The 21564-nt window shown below is 65.5% G+C and carries 15 protein-coding genes and 1 tRNA gene; 5 read left to right on the top strand and 11 right to left on the bottom strand.

The features are described from left to right. Positions 1–11 precede the first annotated feature (11 nt). The 7 genes from ACVILH_RS24085 to ACVILH_RS24055 all read right to left on the bottom strand — a co-directional run bounded on the left by ACVILH_RS24085 (position 12) and on the right by ACVILH_RS24055 (position 10353). A tRNA-Cys gene (locus ACVILH_RS24085) sits at positions 12–85 on the bottom strand. 71 nt (positions 86–156) lie between these two features. After that, on the bottom strand, positions 157–336 hold the full coding sequence (locus tag ACVILH_RS24080) for a hypothetical protein (protein WP_456715108.1): 180 nt from the start codon (positions 334–336) through the stop codon (positions 157–159). 53 nt (positions 337–389) lie between these two features. Continuing rightward, positions 390–1133, bottom strand: a complete 744-nt coding sequence (locus tag ACVILH_RS24075) for a tRNA-uridine aminocarboxypropyltransferase (protein WP_456715107.1) — start codon at positions 1131–1133, stop codon at positions 390–392. 39 nt (positions 1134–1172) lie between these two features. Beyond that, positions 1173–4277, bottom strand: coding sequence for an efflux RND transporter permease subunit (locus ACVILH_RS24070; protein WP_456715106.1), 3105 nt, complete (start codon positions 4275–4277; stop codon positions 1173–1175). Next, entirely contained in the window at positions 4277–7405 is a 3129-nt protein-coding gene (locus ACVILH_RS24065) for an efflux RND transporter permease subunit (protein WP_456715105.1), read from the bottom strand. Before ACVILH_RS24065 ends, ACVILH_RS24070 begins: the two co-directional genes overlap by 1 nt. A 31-nt stretch (positions 7406–7436) precedes the next feature. Continuing rightward, a complete protein-coding gene (locus ACVILH_RS24060; RefSeq protein WP_456715104.1) occupies positions 7437–8840 on the bottom strand; it encodes an efflux RND transporter periplasmic adaptor subunit in 1404 nt (467 codons plus the stop codon). Next, the gene (locus ACVILH_RS24055) at positions 8830–10353 is read right to left on the bottom strand and encodes an efflux transporter outer membrane subunit (protein ID WP_456715103.1); all 1524 of its coding nucleotides are present in this window, start codon (positions 10351–10353) and stop codon (positions 8830–8832) included. Before ACVILH_RS24055 ends, ACVILH_RS24060 begins: the two co-directional genes overlap by 11 nt. A 299-nt stretch (positions 10354–10652) precedes the next feature. Here ACVILH_RS24055 and ACVILH_RS24050 point away from each other — a divergent pair, with 299 nt between their 5' ends. The 4 genes from ACVILH_RS24050 to ACVILH_RS24035 all read left to right on the top strand — a co-directional run bounded on the left by ACVILH_RS24050 (position 10653) and on the right by ACVILH_RS24035 (position 15276). Further along, positions 10653–11966: an NAD(P)/FAD-dependent oxidoreductase gene (locus ACVILH_RS24050; RefSeq protein ID WP_456715102.1), complete on the top strand. Its 1314-nt coding sequence runs from the start codon at positions 10653–10655 to the stop codon at positions 11964–11966. A gap of 7 nt (positions 11967–11973) precedes the next feature. Next, entirely contained in the window at positions 11974–12816 is an 843-nt protein-coding gene (locus ACVILH_RS24045) for a DUF1365 domain-containing protein (protein WP_456715101.1), read from the top strand. 109 nt (positions 12817–12925) lie between these two features. Beyond that, complete coding sequence (locus ACVILH_RS24040) at positions 12926–14158, top strand: class I SAM-dependent methyltransferase (protein ID WP_456715100.1); 1233 nt, start codon at positions 12926–12928, stop codon at positions 14156–14158. Between the two features lie 83 nt (positions 14159–14241). After that, positions 14242–15276 (top strand): cysteine synthase A, encoded by a 1035-nt coding sequence (locus ACVILH_RS24035; RefSeq protein ID WP_456715099.1) that lies wholly within the window; start codon positions 14242–14244, stop codon positions 15274–15276. 109 nt (positions 15277–15385) lie between these two features. Here ACVILH_RS24035 and ACVILH_RS24030 read toward each other — a convergent pair whose 3' ends face one another. The 4 genes from ACVILH_RS24030 to ACVILH_RS24015 all read right to left on the bottom strand — a co-directional run bounded on the left by ACVILH_RS24030 (position 15386) and on the right by ACVILH_RS24015 (position 19993). Next, positions 15386–16129, bottom strand: a complete 744-nt coding sequence (locus ACVILH_RS24030; RefSeq protein WP_456715098.1) for an amino acid ABC transporter ATP-binding protein — start codon at positions 16127–16129, stop codon at positions 15386–15388. Between the two features lie 25 nt (positions 16130–16154). After that, positions 16155–17675: an amino acid ABC transporter permease gene (locus ACVILH_RS24025; protein WP_456715097.1), complete on the bottom strand. Its 1521-nt coding sequence runs from the start codon at positions 17673–17675 to the stop codon at positions 16155–16157. A gap of 67 nt (positions 17676–17742) precedes the next feature. Beyond that, positions 17743–18948, bottom strand: a complete 1206-nt coding sequence (locus ACVILH_RS24020) for an amino acid ABC transporter permease (RefSeq protein ID WP_456715096.1) — start codon at positions 18946–18948, stop codon at positions 17743–17745. A 28-nt stretch (positions 18949–18976) separates the two neighbouring features. Continuing rightward, complete coding sequence (locus ACVILH_RS24015; protein ID WP_456715095.1) at positions 18977–19993, bottom strand: amino acid ABC transporter substrate-binding protein; 1017 nt, start codon at positions 19991–19993, stop codon at positions 18977–18979. A 316-nt stretch (positions 19994–20309) separates the two neighbouring features. Between ACVILH_RS24015 and metC the strand changes: the two genes are divergently transcribed. Then, positions 20310–21503, top strand: coding sequence for a cystathionine beta-lyase (gene metC, locus ACVILH_RS24010; RefSeq protein ID WP_456715094.1), 1194 nt, complete (start codon positions 20310–20312; stop codon positions 21501–21503). Positions 21504–21564 lie beyond the last annotated feature (61 nt).

Genomic DNA, 21564 nt, shown 5'->3' with positions numbered 1-21564 from the left:
TTGAATTGGAGTGGAGGCCACGACCAGAATTGAACTGGTGTAAACGGTTTTGCAGACCGCTGCGTAACCACTCCGCCACGTGGCCCCAACAGGCGGAGCATTATAGGCAATCCGCCGCCGAGGCAACCACTCTCGTCGGCGCTGCACACAAGCCGTCTAGATCGGAAGATCGTCGATCCCGCCGGGATATGGCGCCTGCCCGCGCGGCCATGGCAGGATGGCGCCGCGTGGCGCGGTCACCGCGCAGCTTGCCGACGGCTCGCCGCTGCCGCGGCTCACGCGACGGCTGGCATAATCCCGGAACTGCACCACGTTCGACTTCTCTGCGTCCTGCATAGCTCCTCGCATTCTCCCGCTATGCTGCAATGCAAGAAGCGTACCCCCGGTTCCTAAACCCGCCGTTTACGGCGGCGCCAATCCGGCTTGGCCCGGGGCTTGGGCCGCGGCGTCAGCTCCGGATGGGCCTTTTCCACCTCTCGATACCGCTCGAGCATGCGCTCGAAGCTGGCATCGAGGGTCGCGGCGATCTCCGGGCGTCGCTCGAGGGCCGCCATCAGCAGGCCTGCCGCCTCGATCGTCGACAGTCCGTCGCTGCGTGGCTCTCGGCGCAGGTGGCCGTAGCGCGAGGGTCGGCGCGGGCCGAGGACCACGCGTTGGCATTTCAGCATCCACGGATTGCGCCACCACAGCGCCTTGGCCTGGCTCCAGGTGCCGTCGAGCAGGATCACGCCCTCGATCGATTTGAGGATGCCGCGCTGGTTCTCGGCGACCTCGCCCTTGCGGGTCAGCGCGACGACCTCGCTCTCGGGATCGAGCTCGGCCGCCTTGGCGGACCCGAGATAGAGGATCGCCCAACGCGAGGGATCATCGACCGGGCGTCCCAGCGCCTTGGCGAGGCTCGGCCAGGACAGCCCCACCTTCACGACGGCGTTCTTGAAATGCTGCGCGGCGAGCCGTGCCGTGCCGAGCGCGCGGTCCTGCTCCTGCGGATGCTGCAGGATCAAGAGCCCCAGCCGGCTGTCGATCGGCGTGACGCTGTCGCAGATGCACAGCGGCTCGGGCTTCTGGCAGCGCGGGCAGTCGGGCGGCGGCTCGGCGGCGAGCGGCGGGTGATCGTGAGGATGTTCGGACATGGCGCGCCTATACGCGCCCGCGACGACTGCCACAACGGCTCATTCGGCCGGCGCCGCCAACGGCTCCGGCGCGGACCGGCGGCGCAGCCGGTCGATCAAGAGATAAATGACCGGCGTCGTGTAGAGCGTGAGGATCTGCGACACCAGCAAGCCGCCGATGATCGTGATGCCGAGCGGGCGGCGCAGCTCGGTCCCGGGCCCGGTCGCGACCACCAGCGGCAGGCCGGCGAACAGCGCCGCGAGCGTGGTCATCAGGATCGGCCGAAAGCGCACCCGGCAGGCCTCGAAGATCGCATCCGCCGAGGACATGCCGCGCTGGCGCTCGGCCTCCAGCGCGAAGTCGACCAGCATGATGCCGTTCTTCTTGACGATGCCGATCAGGAGAATGATGCCGACGAAGGCGATCACGGTGAGCGGCGTGTTGGTCACCTGCAGCGCCAGCAGCGCGCCGAGGCCGGCCGACGGCAGGGTCGAGATGATCGTCAGCGGATGCGCCAGGCTCTCATAGAGCACGCCGAGCACGATATACATCGCGACCAGCGCCGACAGGATCAGCAGCGGCTGCCGGCCGCTGCCCTTGTTGAAGTCGCCGGCATTGCCGTCGAAGCCGCCGCGGATGCCCTCGGGCATGTGCAGCTCGTCGACCGCGCGCTGGATGTTGGCCGTCGCCACCTGCAACGGCACGTCGGGCAGCAGGTTGAACGACACGGTGGTCGACGGGAACGCCTGCGAATGAAACACGGCGAGCGGCGACAGGCCGCGCTCCGCCTTGACCAGCGCTGACAGCGGAATCTGCGCGTCCCCTGCCCCCGCGACATAGATGCGGTCGAGATTGGATGGGTCGGTCTGGAATTTCGGATCGATCTCCAGCACGACCATGTACTGGTTGCGTTGGCTGTAGACGATCGAGATCTGGCGCTGCGCGAACGCGTTGTTCAGCGCGTTGTCGATGTCCTGCACGCGCACGCCGAGGCTCGCCGCCTTCTGCCGGTCGATCCGGAGCGCGAGCTGCAAGCCGCCGGGATCGCGGTCGCTGGAGATGTCGGTGATGCCGTCCACGGTCTCCAGCCGCTTGGCGACGATCGGCGCCCATGTCTGCAGCAGGTCGAGATCCGGGCTGCTCAGCGTGTACTGATAGTCGGAATCGCTCTGCCGGCCGCCGGCGCGGACATCCTGGGCGGCGAACATGAAGAGACGAATGCCCGGCACCATCGCGAGGCTGCGCCTGAGCCGATTGATCACGAGCTCGGTCGAGACGCCCTCGCGCTCCGCCGGCGGCTTGAGATTGATGAACATCGTGCCGCGGTTCGACGTCGCGCCGCCCGGCCCGCCGCCGCCTCCGATGGTCGAGCCGAGGCCGGCGACGGCCGGATCGGCCATCACGATGTCGGCAAGCCGCTGCTGCAAGGCCAGCATCGACTGGAACGAGATGTCGGCCGAGGCTCTGGTCGCGCCGATGATGAAGCCGGAATCGTCGGTCGGGAAATAGCCCTTGGGCACCTTGATGTAGAGCGTCACCGTGAGCGCGATGGTGGCAAAGAACACCAGCAAGGTCAGGAACGGATAGAGCAGCACGCCGCGCAGGGTCCAGGCATAGAAGCGCACCATGCCGGACAGCGTGCCCTCGACAACACGGTCGAACCAGGTGGCGCGATCGGACAGCGTCTCCTTGATGTAGTGCGCGCAGATCATCGGCGTGACCGTCAGCGACACCAGGGTCGAGACCACGATCGCAAAGGTCAGCGTCAGCGAGAATTCGCGCAGCAGGCGGCCGACGACACCGTCCATGAAGATCAGGGGTACGAAGGCCGCGATCAGCGAGAGGCTGATCGACAGCACCGTGAAGCCGATCTGCCGGGCGCCATCGAGCGCGGCGCGCATCGGCGACAGGCCATGCTCGAGATTGCGATACATGTTCTCGATCATCACGATCGCGTCGTCGACGACGAAGCCGACGGAGATCGCCAGCGCCATCAGCGACAGATTGTCGATCGAGAAGCCGGCGAGCCACATCGCCGCACAGGTACCGGCCAGCGCCAGCGGCACCGAGACGCCGGCCGCCACCGTCGGCACCAGGCGCCGCAGGAACACGAACACGACCACCATCACCAGCACGGCGGTCGCAAGCAGGGTCCACTGCATGTCCTCGACCGAGGCACGGATCGTGCCGGTCCGGTCGATCAGGGTCGAGATCTCGATCCCTGCGGGGATCCACTGCTTGAGCTCGGGGATCAGCGCCTTGACGCGATCGACGGTCTCGATGACATTGGCATCGCCCTGCTTGGCGATCTGGATCAGCACCGCCGGCTGCTTGTTGAACCAGGCAATCGAGCGCACGTTGCGGACGGAGTCCTCGACATCGGCGACATCGGCGAGCCGCACGAAGCTGCCATTGCTGCTCTTGATCAGGATGTCGCGGAACTCGGCCGCCGTCCGCATCTGCCTGTTGACCGCGATGGTCTCGCTCTGCCGCCCGCCTTCGAAGATGCCGACCGGCCCGATCGGATTGGCGTTGACGATCGCGAGGCGCACGTCGTCGGTCGCAATGCCGGCATTGGCGAGCGACACCGGATTGAGCGCGATGCGCACCGCCGGCTGATCGGCGCCGCTGACCGTGACGTTGCCGACGCCCGGCACTTGAAACAGCCGCTGCGCCAGCACGGTGTCGGCGACGTCATAGATCGCGCTCGGCGTCATCGTTTTCGAGGTGAGCGCCAACACGAACACGGGAGCTGCGGCGGTATTGGCCTTGCGGTAGCGCGGCAGCGCCGGCAGGTCGCTCGGCAGGTCCGAGAGCGCGGCATTGATGGCGGCCTGCACATCACGCGCCGCCTTGTCGATGTCGCGACCGATCGAGAACTGGATCTGAATGTTGGTGGTGCCGAGCGAGCTCGTCGAGGTGATCTGGTCGACGCCCGCGATCTCGCCGAGCCGCCGCTCCAACGGGGCGGCCACCGTCGCCGCCATCACCGAGGGATCGGCGCCGGGCCGTGAGGCGCTGACGAAGATCGACGGGAAGTCGACATTCGGCACCGGCGCCACCGGCAGGAAGATGTAGGCGACGATCCCGATCAGGAACAGGCCGATCGAGAGAAGCGTGGTGCCGACCGGCCGGCGAATGAACGGCTCGGAGATCGAGGCCATCACTGGATGCCTTCGGTGGCACCGGCAATCGGCGGCGACGGCAGGTCAGGTGCGGGCGGCAGCGCGCGCTCGAAGCGGCGGTTGATGCGGTCGAGCGCGAGATAGATCACTGGCGTGGTGTAGAGCGTCAGCAACTGGCTGAGCAGCAGGCCGCCGATGATGGAGATGCCGAGCGGGAAGCGCAGCTCCGAGCCGGTGCCGCTCTCGATCGCCAGCGGCAGCGCGCCGAACAGCGCGGCCAAGGTCGTCATCATGATCGGGCGGAATCGCAACAGGCACGCCTGCACGATTGCGTCGGTCGGCGTGCGGCTCTCGTGCCGCTCCGCCTCCAGCGCGAAGTCGATCATCATGATCGCGTTCTTCTTGACGATGCCCATCAAGAGGATGATGCCGATCAGGCCGATCACCGAGAGATCCTGGCCAAACAGCATCAGCGCCAGGATGGCGCCGACGCCGGCGGACGGCAAGGTCGACAGGATGGTGATCGGGTGGATGTAGCTCTCATAGAGCACACCGAGCACGATGTAGATGGTGATGACGGCCGCGAGCAGCAGCCAGGGCTGGCCGGCGAGCGACTTCGCGAATTCGGCGGCATCGCCCGAATAGACGCCGATGATGCTCCCGGGCATGCCGATGCGGTTTTCGGTGGCGTGAAGCGCGTCCACCGCCTCGCTGAGCGCGACGCCGGGCGCGAGGTTGAAGCTGAGCGAGACCGCGGGGAATTGCGCCTGGTGCGAGATCGCCAGCGGTGTCGTCGTGCGCTTGAGCGTCGCCACGGCCGACAGCGGCACCTGCCCGCCCGCGCCCGGCAGATACAGCTTAGAGAGGATCGAGGGATCGCGCTGATACATCGGCAGCGCCTCGAGCACCACGCGGTACTGGTTGGCCTGGCCGTAGATCGTCGAGATCTGCCGCTGCGCGAAGGCGTCGTTCAGCGTGTCGGTCACGGCCTGCAGGCTGACGCCGAGCTGGCCGGCGCGCTGGCGATCGATCGTCAGCTCGGCGCGCAGGCCGCCCTCCTGCGCCTCGGACGAGACATCACGGAAGAGCGGATCGCGCCGCATCTCGCCGACGAGCTGCCGCGCCCATTTCGAGACTTCGGCGGCATCGGCACCGGTCAGCGTGTACTGATATTGCGACCGGCTCGCCTGCGTCGAGATCTGCACGTCCTGCACCGGCTGGAAGTAGACGGTCATGCCGGGGACCCCGGAGATCTTCTGCTTCAGCCGGTCGATGACAGTGGCGACGCCATCCTTGCGCTCGCCGAGCGGCTTCAAGGTCAGGACCAGGCGGCCGACATTGGTGGTCGGATTGACCGAGCCGGCGCCGATCACCGAGACGACGCCCATGACATCGGGATCGGCCTGGATCGCCGCGGAGATCTGCGCCTGGCGCCGGCTCATCTCCGCGAACGAGACGTCCGGCCCCGCCTCGGTCACCGCCGTGATCGAGCCGGTGTCCTGCAGCGGCAGGAAGCCCTTGGGCGCGACGATGTAGAGCGCGAGCGTCGCTGCCAAGGTCGCGAAGGTCACGACCAGCGTCTCGGTCTGGCGGTCCAGCACCCAGAGCAGGCTGCGGTGATAGACCGCCACCGTGCGGTCGATGAAGCGGCTGATCGCGTTCAGTCCCGGCAGCACCCACTCGTCGCTGGCATGCTTCAACAGCCGCGAGCACATCATCGGCGTCAGGGTCAACGACACCACCGCCGACGTCACCACGGCAATCGTCAGCGTCAACGCGAACTCGCGGAACATGCGGCCGACGAGGCCCGACATGAACAGCAGCGGAATGAACACCGCGATCAGCGACACCGTCAGCGAGATCACCGTGAAGCCGATCTCGCGCGCGCCACGAAGCGAAGCGTTCATCGCGCTCTCGCCATCCTCCATGTGGCGCACGATGTTCTCGATCATCACGATGGCGTCGTCGACGACGAAGCCGGTGCCGATCGTCAGCGCCATCAGCGAGAGATTGTCGAGGCTGAAGCCGGCGAAATACATCACGCCGAAGCTCGTGATCAGCGACAGCGGCAGCGCCACGCCGGCGATGATCGTGGCGCGCATCGAGCGCAGGAACAGCAGCACGACCAGCGTCACCAGCACCACGCTCAGCACCAGCGTGAACTGCACGTCGTGGACGGAGGCGCGGATCGTGACGGTGCGGTCGCTGACGATGGCGAGCTTCACGCCGGCCGGGATCGTCCGCTGCAGCTTGGGGATTTCCTCGCGGATCTGCCGGACGACCTCGATGACGTTGGCGCCGGGCTGGCGCTGAATGTCGAGGATGACCGCGGGGACGCCCTGGTACCAGCCGCCGGTGCGGTCGTTCTCGAGTCCATCCACGATGGTGGCGACATCGCCGATCGTGACCGGGGAGCCGTTGCGATAAGCAATGATGATCGGCTTATAGGCGTCGGCGGCGACGATCTGGTCGTTGGCCGTGATCAGATAGGCCTGCTGCGCGCCGTCGAGCGACCCCTTCGGTCCGGAGACATTGGCGCCGGCAATGGCCGCGCGGAGGTCTTCCATCGAGATGCCATAGGCGGCGAGCCGCGCCAGGTCCGCCTGCACGCGCACCGCCGGCTTCAATCCGCCGAGCACGGACACGCGGCCGACGCCGGAGACCTGGCTTAGCCGCTGTGCCAAGATGGTGTCGGCCATGTCGCTCATCGCGCGCAGTGAGATCGTGTCGGAGGTCAGCGCGAGCGTCATCACCGGCGCGTCGGCCGGATTGACCTTGGCGTAGGTCGGCGGATACGGCAGCGACTTCGGCAGCACGCCGGCGGCGGCGTTGATCGCGGCCTGCACGTCCTGCGTGGCGCCATCGATGTCGCGTCCGAGATCGAACTGCAGCGAGATCTGGCTGACGCCGAACGAGCTGGTCGAGTTCATCAGCGACAGCGACGGGATCTGCCCGAGCTGCCGCTCCAGCGGCGCCGTGATCAGCGAGGCGATCACGTCGGGGCTGGCGCCAGGCAGTTGCGTCGTCACCTGCACCGTCGGGAAATCGACCTGCGGCAGTGCCGACACCGGCAGCGCGAGATAGCCGAGCAGGCCGCCGATCAGCAGCGCGACGCCGAGCAGCGAGGTCGCGATCGGCCGGCGGATGAAGGGTTCGGAGACGCTCATCGCGGCTGGCCCCGTCACTCTGCCTGTCGCGTCATGGTTGCGGCCTCGCACCACGTCCCTGCTCGCCCGCTCCCTGCGGCGGCCCTCCCGCGTCGCTCTGGCCATCGGGCGACGGCCGCCGGCGGCGCTCGCCGTCTTTCGGCGCGCCCTCGGGCGGCGCACCGCCCTCCTTCGCCTGCTCCTTGGCTTGATCCTTTCCTTGCGGATTGCGGCCGCGCTTACGTGGCGCGAGATCGACCTGCGGCGCCTGATCGGCGCGACCGACCACGACCTTGGCGCCGTCAGCGAGATTGGCGAAACCGGTCGTGATCACGCGGTCAGACGGGCTCAAGCCGCTCGCGATCACCGCCTCGCTCTCGTTCTGCTGCACCACCGTCACCGGATGGGCCGCGGCGATGTCGCCCTCGCCGATCACGTAGCTGAAGGTGCCGGCGGGGCCGCGCTGCACGGCCGAGGTCGGCACCGTGATCGCCTGGGACAAGGTCTCGACCTTGAGGCGGACGTTGACGAACTGGCCGGGCCAGAGCTGGAACTTGGCGTTGGGAAACTCCGCCTTGAGCTTCAGCGTGCCGGTGGTCTGATCGACCTGGTTGTCGATGCCGCGCAACGTGCCGGTGTCGATGACCGTCACACCATCATTCCCGAACACGTCGACGGCGAGCGCACCCTTGGCGGCGGCGGCATTGACGCGCATGATCTGCTGCTGCGGCAGGCTGAACTGAACCGCGATCGGCTGCAACTGGGTGATGACCACGAGGCCGGTCGTATCGGAAGCGTGGATGATGTTGCCCTTGTCGACTTGGCGCAGGCCCGCCCGCCCCGACAGCGGGGCCACGATCTTGGTGTAGCTCAAGGTCGCCGCGGCATTGTCGATCGCGGCCTGGTCGGCCTTGATCAGCGCCTGTTGCTGCGCGACGACGGCACGCTGCGTATCGGCCTGCTGCTTGGAGCCGGCGCTGCTGGCGGCGAGCTGCTCGTAGCGGGCCAGATCGAGCTTCTGGTTGGCGAGCTGCGCCTCGTCCTGCGCCTTCTTGGCGACGGCCTGGTCGTATTGCGCCTGGTAGATCGCTGGGTCGATCTCGGCGAGCACGTCGCCCTGCTTGACGTCCTGGCCTTCGACGAAATTGACCGCGATCAGCTTGCCGTCGACCTGCGAGCGCACCGTCACCGTGTTCAACGCACGCACCGAGCCGACACCGTCGAGATAGACCGGCACGTCCTTGATGACGGGCGATGCCGCAAGGACCGGCACCGGAAGATCGGGCCGCGCGAAGCGGTTGTTGGCCTGCTGCTTCTGCTGCATCGCAATCCAGCCGATATAGCCGAGGCCGCCCAGGATCAGCAGCGTGATGGTGATCGAGACCAGCCGCCGCGCCACGCTCGAACGCGCGCGCTTCACAACCCCGGCTCCCTTCTCGTCCGGTTTAAAGAGCATCGGCCGACTTCTCCATGCGCGGCTCCCAGCCGCCGCCGAGCGCCTGGTACAGGCTCACATACGCCTGCAGGCGCGCGAGCTGCGCCTGCCACAGCACGTCTTCGGCCTGAAACAGCGTCAATTGCGTGTTCAAGACGGTCACGATGTCGGCGGTTCCTGCGCGGAGCTGCTGCTCGGACAGCTCGAAGGCGCGGCGGGAGGCGGCAACGACCTGCCGCTGCAATTGCAGCCGCAGCGTGGTCTGCTTGATCGAGAACAGCGCGTTGTTGACGTCGGTGAAGGCCTGGATGACGGTCTTGCGATAGGTCTGGAGCAGCTCGTCCTGGCGCGCTTGGGCATTCTCGAAATTGCCGAGGATCCGGCCGCCGTCGAAGATCGGCTGGGTCAGGCTGCCGGCCAGGCTGAAGAACGCCGCATGCGGCTGGAACAACGAGACCAGCGCTGCGCTCTGGTAGCCGCCATTGCCGGTGAGCTGGATGCTGGGGAAGAACTGCGCCCGCGCGCTGCCGACATTCGCCGTGGCCGATGCGAGCTGGGCCTCCTGCCGGCGGATGTCAGGCCGCTGCGTCAACAGCTCTGACGGTAGCCCGGGTGTGACCCGCGGCGTCCTGATCTGGTCGAGCGACCCGCCGGAGATGCGGATGCCCTCCGGCGAGCGCGACACCAGCACGGCGAGCGCATTGACGTTCTGGTCGAGCGTCTGGCGCAACGGCGGCACCGCGGCCTTCTGGTTGGCGAGCACGCTCTCCTGCTGGGCGACGTCGAGATCGTTGCCGGTGCCCGCCTTCTGCCGCTCGCGAATCGCATCGAGCACACGCGTGGCGCTGGCGATGTTGCGCTCGGCGGTGCGGATGCGGTCCTGCGCCGCGAGCACCTGGAAATAGGCGTTGGCAACGGTGGCCAGCGTGGTCAGCTGGGTGACGTCGCGATCGAACCGGTTGGCGACCGCCGTCTCCTCGGCCGCCTGCAACGCGTCGCGGTTCTGGCCGGAGAAGTCGAGCTGATAGCTCGCCGACAGCGACGCCTGATAGTTGACGACCTCGCGGCCGCCATTGGTGAGCCCGCTCGAGCTCGAGCCCGAGGTGCGCGAATAGGTCTCCTGCCCGTTGGCGGACAGGCTCGGCAGCAGCGCCGCGCCGGCCTGCCGCGCCAGCGCGTCCGCCTGCCTGAACCGCGCCACGGCAGCGGCGATGTCGAGGTTGACGCTCTGCGCCTCCTCCATCAGTTGGGTCAGCTCGCGGGAGCCGAAGCCGCGCCACCAATCCAGCGCCGGCGGCGCTGCGATGTCCGCGCCGGATGCGGACTTGTAGCGCTTGGGCAGATCGAGGGCGGGATCAGGGATATCCTGCGTCAGCAGACAGCCGGCGGAGCTCGCCGCCAATCCGAGCGCGGCGATCAGGCGGACGAAATGCCGCAGGCCAACCGGAGCACGGTTGTCCGGCTTTCCGGCGACGGTCCGCGTGTGAACGGACGCGCGGCAAGGCTCGTCGACGGCAATCGGCACGATGGACACTGGCGTGATGCTTCCCTGTAGTCTTTGGGAATCATTCTAGCCGCAGCCCATAGCGCCGGACAGCCCTGCAGTTGCCCTGTCCCCGGGCCGTGGGCGCGCTGACAATTGCGCGGGAATCACTGATTCCCCCGTAATTCAGCGGGTTTTCTTGCAAAAGCTCCGCCTGTCTGCGCCCACAGCCTTACCAAGATTTCATCTGTCGCGTGCGATTTTGGGGTGTGGTGTGACGTTCGGAACGCGCTCTGAAACCCTTTGGCGGCGGCCCCGTAACTTGCACGTGAATTCGAGGGGGGACGTCGATGCGAGTTGCGGTGGTTGGAACGGGTATCGCGGGCAATGCCGCGGCCTGGTCCTTGGCGAAGCGTTATCCGATCACCGTCTATGAGCGAGATCTCCGTCCCGGCGGCCACAGCCACACCGTGACGATCGATTATGCCGGAACGCCGGTGTCGGTCGACATCGGCTTCATCGTCTATAATGAGCTGAATTATCCGGAGTTGACGGCGCTGTTCGACCATCTCGGGGTCGAGACGGTCGACAGCAGCATGAGCTTCGCCGTCACGGCGGATGCCGGTCGGTTCGAATGGAAGGGCGGCGGCAACACCTGGCTCGACACCGCCAAGGGGCTGTTCGCCCAGCCGAGCAACCTGCTGTCGACATCCTATCTGTGGATGCTCAGGGACATCCTCACCTTCAACGAGCAGAGCACGGCCGATTTCAAGGCTGGCCGCCTGGAGGGACTGACGCTCGGCGACTATTTCCGCCAAAACCATTTCGCCCCGCGTCTGCTGACGGATTATCTGGCGCCGATGGGCGCGGCGATCTGGTCGGCGCCGGCCTCCGAGATGCTGGACTTTCCGGCCGAGAACTTCATCGCTTTCTTCAGCAACCATCGGTTGCTGCAGTATGACCGCCCGGTCTGGCGCACGGTGAAGGGCGGCAGCCGACGCTATGTCGAGAAACTGACCGCGAGCTTCCGCAACCATGTCAGGCTCGGCAGCGCAGTCACCAATATCGAGCGCACGGCTCATGGCGTGGTCGTTCAGGACAGCAGCGGCCATCGCGAGACCTATGATCACGTCGTCATCGCCGCACATAGCGACCAGGCGCTCGCGATGCTTTCCGACGCCGACGAGCAGGAGCGCAGCGTGCTCGGCGCGATCAAATATTCGCCGAACACGATCTATCTGCACCGTGATCCCAGGCTGATGCCGAAGCGGCGCCGCGCCTGGGCGTCGTGGAATTTCCTGCGCTGGCAGCGCGAGGGCGTTCCGATGAACGATGTGGCGGTGACCTATTGGATGAACAATCTGCAGGGCATCGACCATGACAAGCCGCTGTTCGTCAGCCTCAATCCCCCCTTCGCTCCGGCCCCGGAGCTGACTTTCGGCAAATATGTCTGTGAGCATCCGCAATACACCGCTGCCGCCTTTGCGGCGCAGAAGCGTCTGGCAGCGATTCAGGGGCAGCGCCACACCTGGTTCTGCGGCGCCTGGACCGGCTATGGTTTCCACGAGGACGGGCTGCGCTCGGGTCTCGCTGTGGCGGAGGCACTCGGCGCGGCCGTGCCGTGGCGTGGGCTTCCCGCCGAGCTCGCCGAAGCTGCGGAATGAACACGACATGACTCCGGACCAACAAGAACAACACGAGCAGGCGCAGGCCGCGGCGCTCTATGTCGGCGAGGTCATGCACGCTCGCATGCGGCCGGCCGTCCATCGCTTCCAGTATCGCGTGATGAGCCTGCTGATCGACCTCGGCCGGCTCGACGCGGCGGACCGGCAGTCCGCGCTTTTCGGCGTCAACCGGCGCGCGCTCTACAGCTTTCACGAGCGAGACCATGGCCGGCGCGACGGCTCATCGCTGCTCGCCTACGCGCAGAGCTGCGCGTCCGAGCACGGCGTCGATCTCAGCGGCGGACAGGTTCTCTTGCTGTGCTATCCGCGGCTGCTCGGCTACGTCTTCAATCCGCTCTCGGTGTATTTCTGCTATCGCAGCGATGGCAGCCTGGCGCTGATGATCTACGAGGTCCGCAACACCTTTGGCGAGATCAAGCCCTATGTGCTGCCGGTGGGCACCGGCGAGCTCACCGAGGCGGGGCTGCGCCAGGAGCAGGACAAGACGTTCTACGTCTCGCCCTTCATCGACATGGCGATGCGCTACCATTTCCGCGTCACCCCGCCCGGCGACATCGTGAAGTTGCGGATCCTGGAGACTGGAGCCGACGGACCGCTGCTCGCCGCGACCTTCTTCGGCCGCCGCCGCAGCCTCACGTCGCGTGCCCTGCTCGCCGTCTTCGGCTCCCTGCCCCTGGTCACCCTGAAGATCTTCGGCGCCATCCATTGGGAGGCGCTGCGGCTCTGGATCAAGGGCGTCCGGCTCGTTCCGCGTGACGGCACGACAGGGACGGGAACCGATACCGGCTTGGCGAGAAACGACAGCCCCGCTTATATATCGCAGCGCTGACCGGAAACGGACAGCGCGCTCTGCTCCAGCCTCCTGGACCCGAACGGCGCCTCAGCGGCAGCCGCATGGGAGGCGCGGAGACAGAGCCGTTTGCGTGAATGGACCTGCCATGCCGGACGTCATCCCAGTTACCCCCGCCAACATCGACAAGGTGCTTGCCGATCTGCCCCGCCTGCCGCGGCTCGCGCTCGGCTTCGGCTCGCGGCTGAGGAAGGGAACGCTCGACGTGACCCTGCCCGACGGCCGCATCGTCCGGCTCGGCGGGGTCGAGCCGGGTCCTGCGGCGGCGATGATCCTGGCCAATTACGGCTTCGCCGCCGGCATCATCAATGGCGGCGACATCGGCATTGCCGAGGCCTATCTCAATGGCGACTGGGACACGCCGGACCTGACCCAATTCCTCTATCTGTTCTGCGTCAACCAGCATCTGCTGCAATCGATGTTGGAGGACAAGCCGCTGATCCGGTTCGCGCAGCTGGTGCGGCACTGGTTCAACCGCAACACCAAGCGCCAGGCCAAGCGCAACATCTACGCCCATTACGACATCGGCAATGCGTTCTATTCGTCCTGGCTCGACCCGAGCATGACCTATTCCTCGGCGCTGTTCGAGGAGCACACCACCGACCTCACGGCGGCGCAGACCAACAAGTACAAGCGGCTCGCCGAGGCGATCGATCTCAAGCCCGGGCAGACGCTGCTTGAGATCGGCTGCGGCTGGGGCGGCTTCGCGGAATATGCCGCCAAGACGTTCGGCACCAAGGTCGTGGGGCTGACCATCAGCGAGCAGCAGCGCGAGTTCGCGCAGCGCCGCATCCAAGAGGCGGGCTTGGCCGAGAAGGTCGAGATCCGGCTGCAGGACTATCGCGACGAGCGCGACCGCTATGACCGCATCGCGTCGATCGAGATGATCGAGGCGGTCGGCGAGCAGTTCTGGCCGAAATATTTCTCGCAGTTGCGAGACCGCCTGCTGCCCGGCGGACTCGCCGGTGTCCAGGCGATTACCATCCAGGACAGCCTGTTTCCGAATTACAGGCGCGAGGTCGACTTCATCCAGCGCTACGTCTTCCCCGGCGGCATGCTGCCAACGCCGCAGATCCTGAAATCGTTCGGCGACCGGTTTGGCATGCCCGTCATTCGCGAGCGCATCTTCGGGCAAGATTATGCCAAGACGCTTGCGATCTGGCGAAGCAATTTCCGCAGCGCCTGGCCGAACCTCACGCCCTCAGGCTTCGACGAGCGCTTCCGCCGGCTCTGGGAATATTATCTCTCCTACTGCGAAGCAGGTTTCCTGTCGGGGAACATCGACGTCCGCCAAGTCGTGTTTGCCAAATCCGGAGCATGATGCCAGCGGCTTACGCAGCACTGGAGACTAAGCTAGGGTCTTCCTAGATCTGGTCTCAGGAAGCTGCCCAAGGTATTTGCAATATGACCATTAAAAATGACGTCGTCCAGGCGATCGGCAACACGCCCCTGATCAAGCTTCAGCGCGCCTCGGAGGCGACGGGCTGCACTATTCTCGGCAAGGCCGAGTTCATGAATCCGGGCCAGTCGGTGAAGGACCGCGCCGGCAAATGGATGATCCTGGAGGCTGAGAAGCGCGGCGATCTGAAGCCCGGCGGGCTCGTGGTGGAAGCCACCGCCGGCAACACCGGCATCGGGCTCGCGGTGGTCGCCGCCGCGCGCGGCTATCGCACCCTGATCGTGATCCCGGAGACGCAGAGCCAGGAAAAGAAGGACATGCTGCGGCTGTGCGGCGCCGACCTGGTCGAGGTCCCCGCCCTGCCGTTCAACAATCCCAACAACTATCAGCATGTCGGCCGCCGGCTCGCCGACGAGCTGCGCAAGACCGAGCCCAACGGCGTGCTGTTCGCCGACCAGTGGAACAACCTCGACAATGCCAAAGCGCATTACGAGTCGACGGGCCCGGAGATTTGGGAGCAGACCGACGGCAAGGTCGACGGCTTCATCTGCGCTGTCGGCACCGGCGGCACGCTGTCCGGCACCAGCCGCTTCCTGAAGGAGAAGAACACGAACATCGTGACCGCCTGCGCCGATCCGCACGGCTTTGCGATGTACAACTGGTTCAAGAACCACGAGGTCAAGTCAACGCCTGGCGACTCCATCACTGAGGGCATCGGCATCGGCCGGGTGACGCCGGTGATCGAGACGGCGCAGGTTGACGACGCGTTCCTGATTTCCGACGAGGTCGCCGTCAACACCATCTACGACCTCGTGCAGCACGAAGGCCTGTGCCTGGGCGGCTCGAGCGGCGTCAATGTCGCCGGCGCCGTGGAGCTCGCGCGCAAGCTCGGCCCCGGCCACACCATCGTGACCATCCTGTGCGACTCCGGGACGCGCTATCAGTCGAAGCTGTACAATCCGGAGTTCATGCGCTCGAAGAACCTGCCGGTGCCGGCCTGGCTCGAGCGCCGCAGCGGCATCACGCCGCCGTTCGTGTGAGGGCGAGTAGCGAGTACCGAGTAGCGAGTAGCGAGTAGCGAGTAGCGAGTAGCGAGTAGCGACCGAAAACCGTCCACTCGCTATTCGCAACTCGCTATTCGCGCCGTCATCAATGCCGCAGGATCTGGCTGAGGAACAGCTTGCTGCGCGCATGCTGCGGGTTGGCGAAGAATTCCTGCGGCGTATTCGATTCGATGATCTGGCCGGCGTCCATGAACACGACGCGGTTGGCGACCTCGCGGGCGAAGCCCATCTCGTGGGTGACGACCAGCATGGTCATGCCCTCCTTGGCGAGGTCGACCATGGTGTCGAGCACCTCCTTGACCATCTCCGGATCGAGCGCCGAGGTCGGCTCGTCGAACAGCATGACCTTCGGGTTCATCGTCAGCGCGCGGGCGATCGCGACGCGCTGCTGCTGACCGCCCGACATCTGGCCCGGATATTTGTGCGCCTGATGCGGGATTTTGACCCGCTCCAGGAACTTCATCGCGGTCGCCTCGGCCTCCTTCTGCGGGATGTTGCGCACCCAGATCGGCGCCAAAGTGCAGTTCTCCAGCACGGTCAGATGCGGGAACAGGTTGAAGCTCTGGAACACCATGCCGACCTCGCGGCGCACCTCGTCGACGCGCTTGAGGTTCGGACCGAGATCGATGCCGTCGACATTGATCTCGCCTTCCTGGAATTCCTCCAGCGCGTTGATGCAGCGGATCAGGGTCGACTTGCCCGAGCCCGATGGCCCGCAGATCACGATGCGCTCGCCCTTACCGACGGCGAGGTTGACGTCGCGCAGCACGTGGAATTCGCCGTACCATTTGTTGAGCGCGGAGATGCTGACGATGGAGTTTGCAGACATGGTTCGGTTACTCGACGATCTCGGTTCAGTGACGCCGGTGCGCGTTGAGACGGCGCTCGACCAGCAGGGAGTAGCGTGACATGCCGAAGCAGAAGGCGAAGTAGATCAGCCCGGTGAAGGCAAAGCCGGTAAAGGCCGTCGTCGGCGTCGCCCACACCGGATCGGCGAAGGAGGCTTTCAAGCTTCCGAGCAGGTCGAACAGCGCCACGATCGACACCAGCGAGGTGTCCTTGAACAGCGAGATGAAGCTGCCCACGATACCGGGGATGACGTGGCGCAGCGCCTGCGGCAACACGATGAAGCTCGTCGTCTTCCACCAGGACAGGCCGAGCGCGCTCGCCGCCTCCGCCTGCCCGCGCGGAATGGCCTGCAGGCCGCCGCGGATCACCTCGGCCATGTAGGCGCCGGAGAACAGCGCGACGCCGATCAGCGCCCGGACCAGGCCGTCGATCCTGAGATTGCCGGGCAGGAACAGCGGCAACATGTAAGTCGCAAAGAACAACACGGTGATCAGGGGCACGCCCCGGACCAGCTCGATGAACGCGATCGAAGAGAAGCGGATCAGAGGGATCGTCGAGCGGCGCCCGAGCGCCAATGCAATCCCGATCGGCATCGACGCGACGATGCCGATCACCGTGACCACGAGCGTCACAAGCATGCCGCCCCACAGCCTGGTATCGACGATCGAAAGCCCGCCGCGATCGAGCCCCATGATGGCGATGACGATGCCGATTCCGACAAAGGTCGTTGCTGTCGCAATGACCGACCTGAGTGCCCTGCTCCCGCCTCCGACGAAGAACACGAGCGCGGTGACCGCGATCCCCGTCAGCACGAGGTCGTTCCAGACCGGCTGATGCGATTGCTGCAGCTCATGGCGAATCCAGACCAGCGGCCAGATCACAAGCGAGAATAGCGTTCCGATCAGGACGATGAGCTTGCCGAGCAGCCACAACAGCATTCCGACCACAGGCAGCCCTTCGCTGGCGCGAACCAGCGCGTTACCCGCCGTGTCGATGCTCTCCACGAACAGCTGCAGCGCGCTGGTCATCCAGCTCACGCCGAAGCCCGACAGCCCGCCGCCATAGAGCAGGAAGAACGCCACGACGGGCAGCGCAAACAGAAACAGCGCGGCATTGAGCGTCTTGCCTGGAACCCGCCAGATCATGAGCGGCGCCAGCAATGCAACGAACAGCACGTAGGTGAGGTTTACGCGCCAGCGTTCGGCCTCAGGATAGAAGCCGTACATGAACTGGCTGAATTTGGCCGTGACGTAGGGCCAGCACGCGCCGACCACACGGCCGGCGTTCTCCGCCAGACAGGCATCGCGATCCTTGCCGACCCAGACGGCGTCGACCAGCATGAACTTCAACGCCGGGATCACGGTGAACCAGATCAACAGCGCGCTCACCAGGGTGAGCAGGATGTTGGTCGGCGAGTTCAAGAGCCGGGTGCGGACGAAGCCTATGAAGCCCGTGGTCTTGACCGGTGCCGGTCGCTCGCCGGCCATGTCCTGGCGAATGAAGGTCGAAGCGGTGATATCGGTCATGCGCCCAATCTCGTCATGCGCGAACTCTTCTTCCTGCGCCAAGCCTGCTTCCTGCACCAAGCCTGCCTCATGCACCGAGTCTCTTGCCAAGCCGCCAGCTGTAGAAGCTCATCAGCGCGCTCGTGATCAGCGACAGCGCCAGATAGACGCCCATGGTGATGCCGATGATCTCGATGGCCTGTCCGGTCTGGCTCATCGTGGTGCCGGCGAACACCGAGACGAGATCGGGATAGCCGATGGCGACCGCGAGCGACGAGTTCTTGGTCAAATTGAGATATTGATTGGTCAGCGGCGGCAGGATCACGCGCAGCGCCTGCGGCACGACGATCAGGCGCAGCACGGTGCCGCGGCTGAGGCCAAGCGAGAGTCCCGCCTCCATCTGCCCCTTGTGGACCGACAGGATGCCGGCGCGCACCACCTCGGCAATGAAGGAGGCCGTATACATCGTGAGCGCCAAGGTCAGCGCGACCAGCTCGGGGATGATGCGCGAGCCGCCGGCGAAGTTGAAGCCCTTCAGCACGGGCACCTCGAAGGCGACGGGGACGCCGTACACGAGCATCGCAAGGACCGGCAGGCCGATCAGCATCCCCAGCACATAGGGCCAGATCCGCATCGCATGGCCGCGCAGGAACAACTCGCGCCGCGCATAGACGCGCAGGCCGATCGAAGCGACGATCGCGACACCGAGCGCGATCAGGAACGGTATGAGGCCGGGTTCCTCGATCGGACGCGGAACGATGAAGCCGCGGTTGTTGAGGAAGAAGGTCGAGAACAGCGAGATGCTCTGGCGCGGTCCCGGCAACGCCGCGAGCACCGCGAGATACCAAAACAGGATCTGGAACAGCAAAGGCAGATTGCGGATCAGCTCGACATAGGCGCCGGAGACCCGCGACAGCAGCGCATTGGGAGACAGCCGGCCGAGCGCGACGAGAAAACCGAGGATGGTCGCCAGCACGATGCCGATCACCGAGACCAGCAGCGTGTTGAGGATGCCGACCATCAGCACCCGGCTGTAGCTGTCCGAGCCGGAGTAGCTGATCAGAGCCTGGTTCACGTCGAACCCGGCCGTGTTGTCGAGGAACCCGAAGCCCGACGTGATGCGCTGGGCGGCCAGGTTGGTGCGTGCGTTGGCTATGATCTCATAGCCAACCCACACCAGGACTGCGACGAACAGGATCTGCAGGATGATGCCGTTCCATCCTGCCTTGCCTCCGAGCATGCGCTTCAGACGAAGCCCATATTGCGGAGGCGGTAGCCTCGCTTCGATGCTCATTCGCCGCAGCCCCGATATCGTGCAGCTGTTAGCGGATCGGCGGCGCGTATTGCAGGCCGCCCTTGTTCCAGAGCTGGTTCAGACCACGCGCGATCTGCAGCTTGGAGTTGGCGCCGACGTTGCGGTCATACATCTCGCCGTAGTTTCCGACGGCCTTCACGATGCGCGAGAACCAGTCCTTGGTCAGGCCGAGCTGCTCGCCGAGATTGCCGTCGGTGCCGAAGGCGCGCTTGAAGTCAGGCTTGTCGGACTTCGCCATCTCGTCGACATTCGCCTGGGTGACGCCCATTTCCTCGGCCGTGATCAGCCCGAACAGCGTCCACTTCACGATGTCGAACCACTGGTCGTCACCGTGACGCACCATCGGACCGAGCGGCTCCTTCGAGATCACCTCCGGCAGCACGACGTGGTCGGCCGGATTGGAGAGCTTCAGGCGCTCGGCATAGAGGCCCGAGACGTCGGTGGTGAACACGTCGCAACGTCCGGACTCATAGGCCTTCACGGTCTCGTCGGCGCCGGCGAACGCGATGACCTCGTACTTCATCTTGTTGGCCTTGAAGTAGTCGGCGAGGTTCTGCTCGGTGGTGGTGCCGGTCTGCACGCAGACCGAGGCGCTGTTCAGCTCGAGCGCCGAATTGACCTTGAGGGCCTTCTTCACCATGAAGCCCTGGCCGTCATAATAGGTGATGCCGGCGAAGTTGGCGCCCAGCGAGGTGTCGCGCGACAGGGTCCAGGTCGTGTTGCGGGAGAGCACGTCGACCTCGCCCGATTGCAGCGCGGTGAAGCGGTCCTTGGCCGACAGCGGAACGAACTTCACCTTGGTCGGATCGTTGAAGATCGCGGCGGCAATGGCGCGGCAGACGTCGACGTCGAGCCCGGTCCAGTTGCCCTTGTCGTCCGGGTTCGAGAAACCGGGCAGGCCCTGGCTGACGCCGCAGGCAACCATGCCGCGATCCTTGACGGTCTTGAGCGTATCGGCATGAGCGCCGGCGCTCGCCAGCACCGGGGCGAGAGCAAGAGAAAGAGCAAGAGTGACGCGTTTCATAAAAACAGCCTTTCGCGGTCGTCCTACGGGAGCGTTGAAATCTCAGCGCGTATCGGGGCCCGACCTGGATCCACTTCTGCAAACGCCATACCAACAATATGGCGGACGGCATGCACAGGTGGCCCGTGCATGCGAGATGAAGCGGAAATCGCGGCAGGCCCCTCAACGTGCAGCGATCGAATTGCGTCGGCATCACAGAACGACTGGCGGCCCGGGTCAAGGGGTTGACGGCCCTGTTCTGCATTCTGTTATTAACGACCTAAGTCCTGCCTGATTTGAGCTATCCCAGCACGGTTTCAAGAGAAAAGACACACTGATGGCATCATCGAACGATCCCGCTGCGGCGGTGCGACAAAACGTCGAGACGCGGCTGGTGACGGCGGGACGGGACACCAAGGCGCAGCACGGATTCGTGAATCCGCCGGTCGTTCATGGCTCGACCGTGCTGTATCCCACGGCTGACGATCTGCATGCGCATCGCGGCGAATTCCAGTATGGCCGCCACGGAACACCGACGACGAAAGCGCTGCAGCAAGTGCTGATGGCGCTCGAAGGGCCGCAATGCGCCGGCGTCGGCATCGCGCCGTCCGGGCTCGGCGCGATCTCCACGACCCTGCTCTCGGTCCTCAAGGCCGGCGACCACGTTCTGGTGTGCGACAGCATTTATCGTCCAACCCGAAATTTCTGCAACGGGATGCTGGCGCGCTATGGGGTCGAAACGACCTATTTTGATCCATTGATCGGCACAGGAATTGAGCAACTGCTCAAACCGAATACACGCGCCGTGGTTGTCGAGGCGCCCGGCTCGCAGTCATTCGAAATGCCGGACATTCCGGCGATCGCAGCGGTCGCGCACGCCCATGGCGCGCTGGTCATCGACGACAATACCTGGGCGACGCCGCTCTATCACCGCTCGCTCGACCAGGGCGTCGACATCAGCATGCAGGCGGCCACCAAATATATCGGCGGCCATTCCGACATCATGTTCGGCACGATTTCGGCCAATGCGAAGGCTTGGCCGCTGATCTCCGAGGGCATCCGCCTGCTCGGCGTCTGCGCCGGCCCGGACGATGTGTTCCTGGCCTTGCGCGGCGTGCGGACGCTCGGCGTACGCCTGGCCCAGCATCATCGCTCGGGGCTCGAGATGGCGCGCTGGCTCGCCGCGCGGCCCGAGGTGCTCGAGGTGCTGCATCCGGCGCTGGAGAGCCATCCGGGCCACGCGATCTGGAAGCGCGACTTCACCGGCGCCTCAGGCCTGTTCAGCATCGTGCTGAAGCCGAAGCCGCAGGCCGCCGTCGATGCGATGCTCGACACGCTCACTCTGTTCGGCATGGGCTATTCCTGGGGTGGCTTCGAGAGTTTGGCGATCCCGTTCGACTGCGCGAGCTACCGCACCGCGACCAATTGGGCGCCGGGCGGTCCGACGCTGCGGCTGCACATCGGCCTAGAGAACACCGAGGACCTCAAGGCCGACCTCGACCGCGGCTTCGCGGCCTTCAACGCCGCTTGAGCCCCATCAGGGCGGCCGCAGAACGCCTCTCAAAGGAGCAACCAGAGGCGACAAATTGGCG

The sequence above is a fragment of the Bradyrhizobium sp. USDA 4353 genome (genome assembly GCF_054063215.1).
This window is presented reverse-complemented; position numbering and strand designations above follow the sequence as displayed.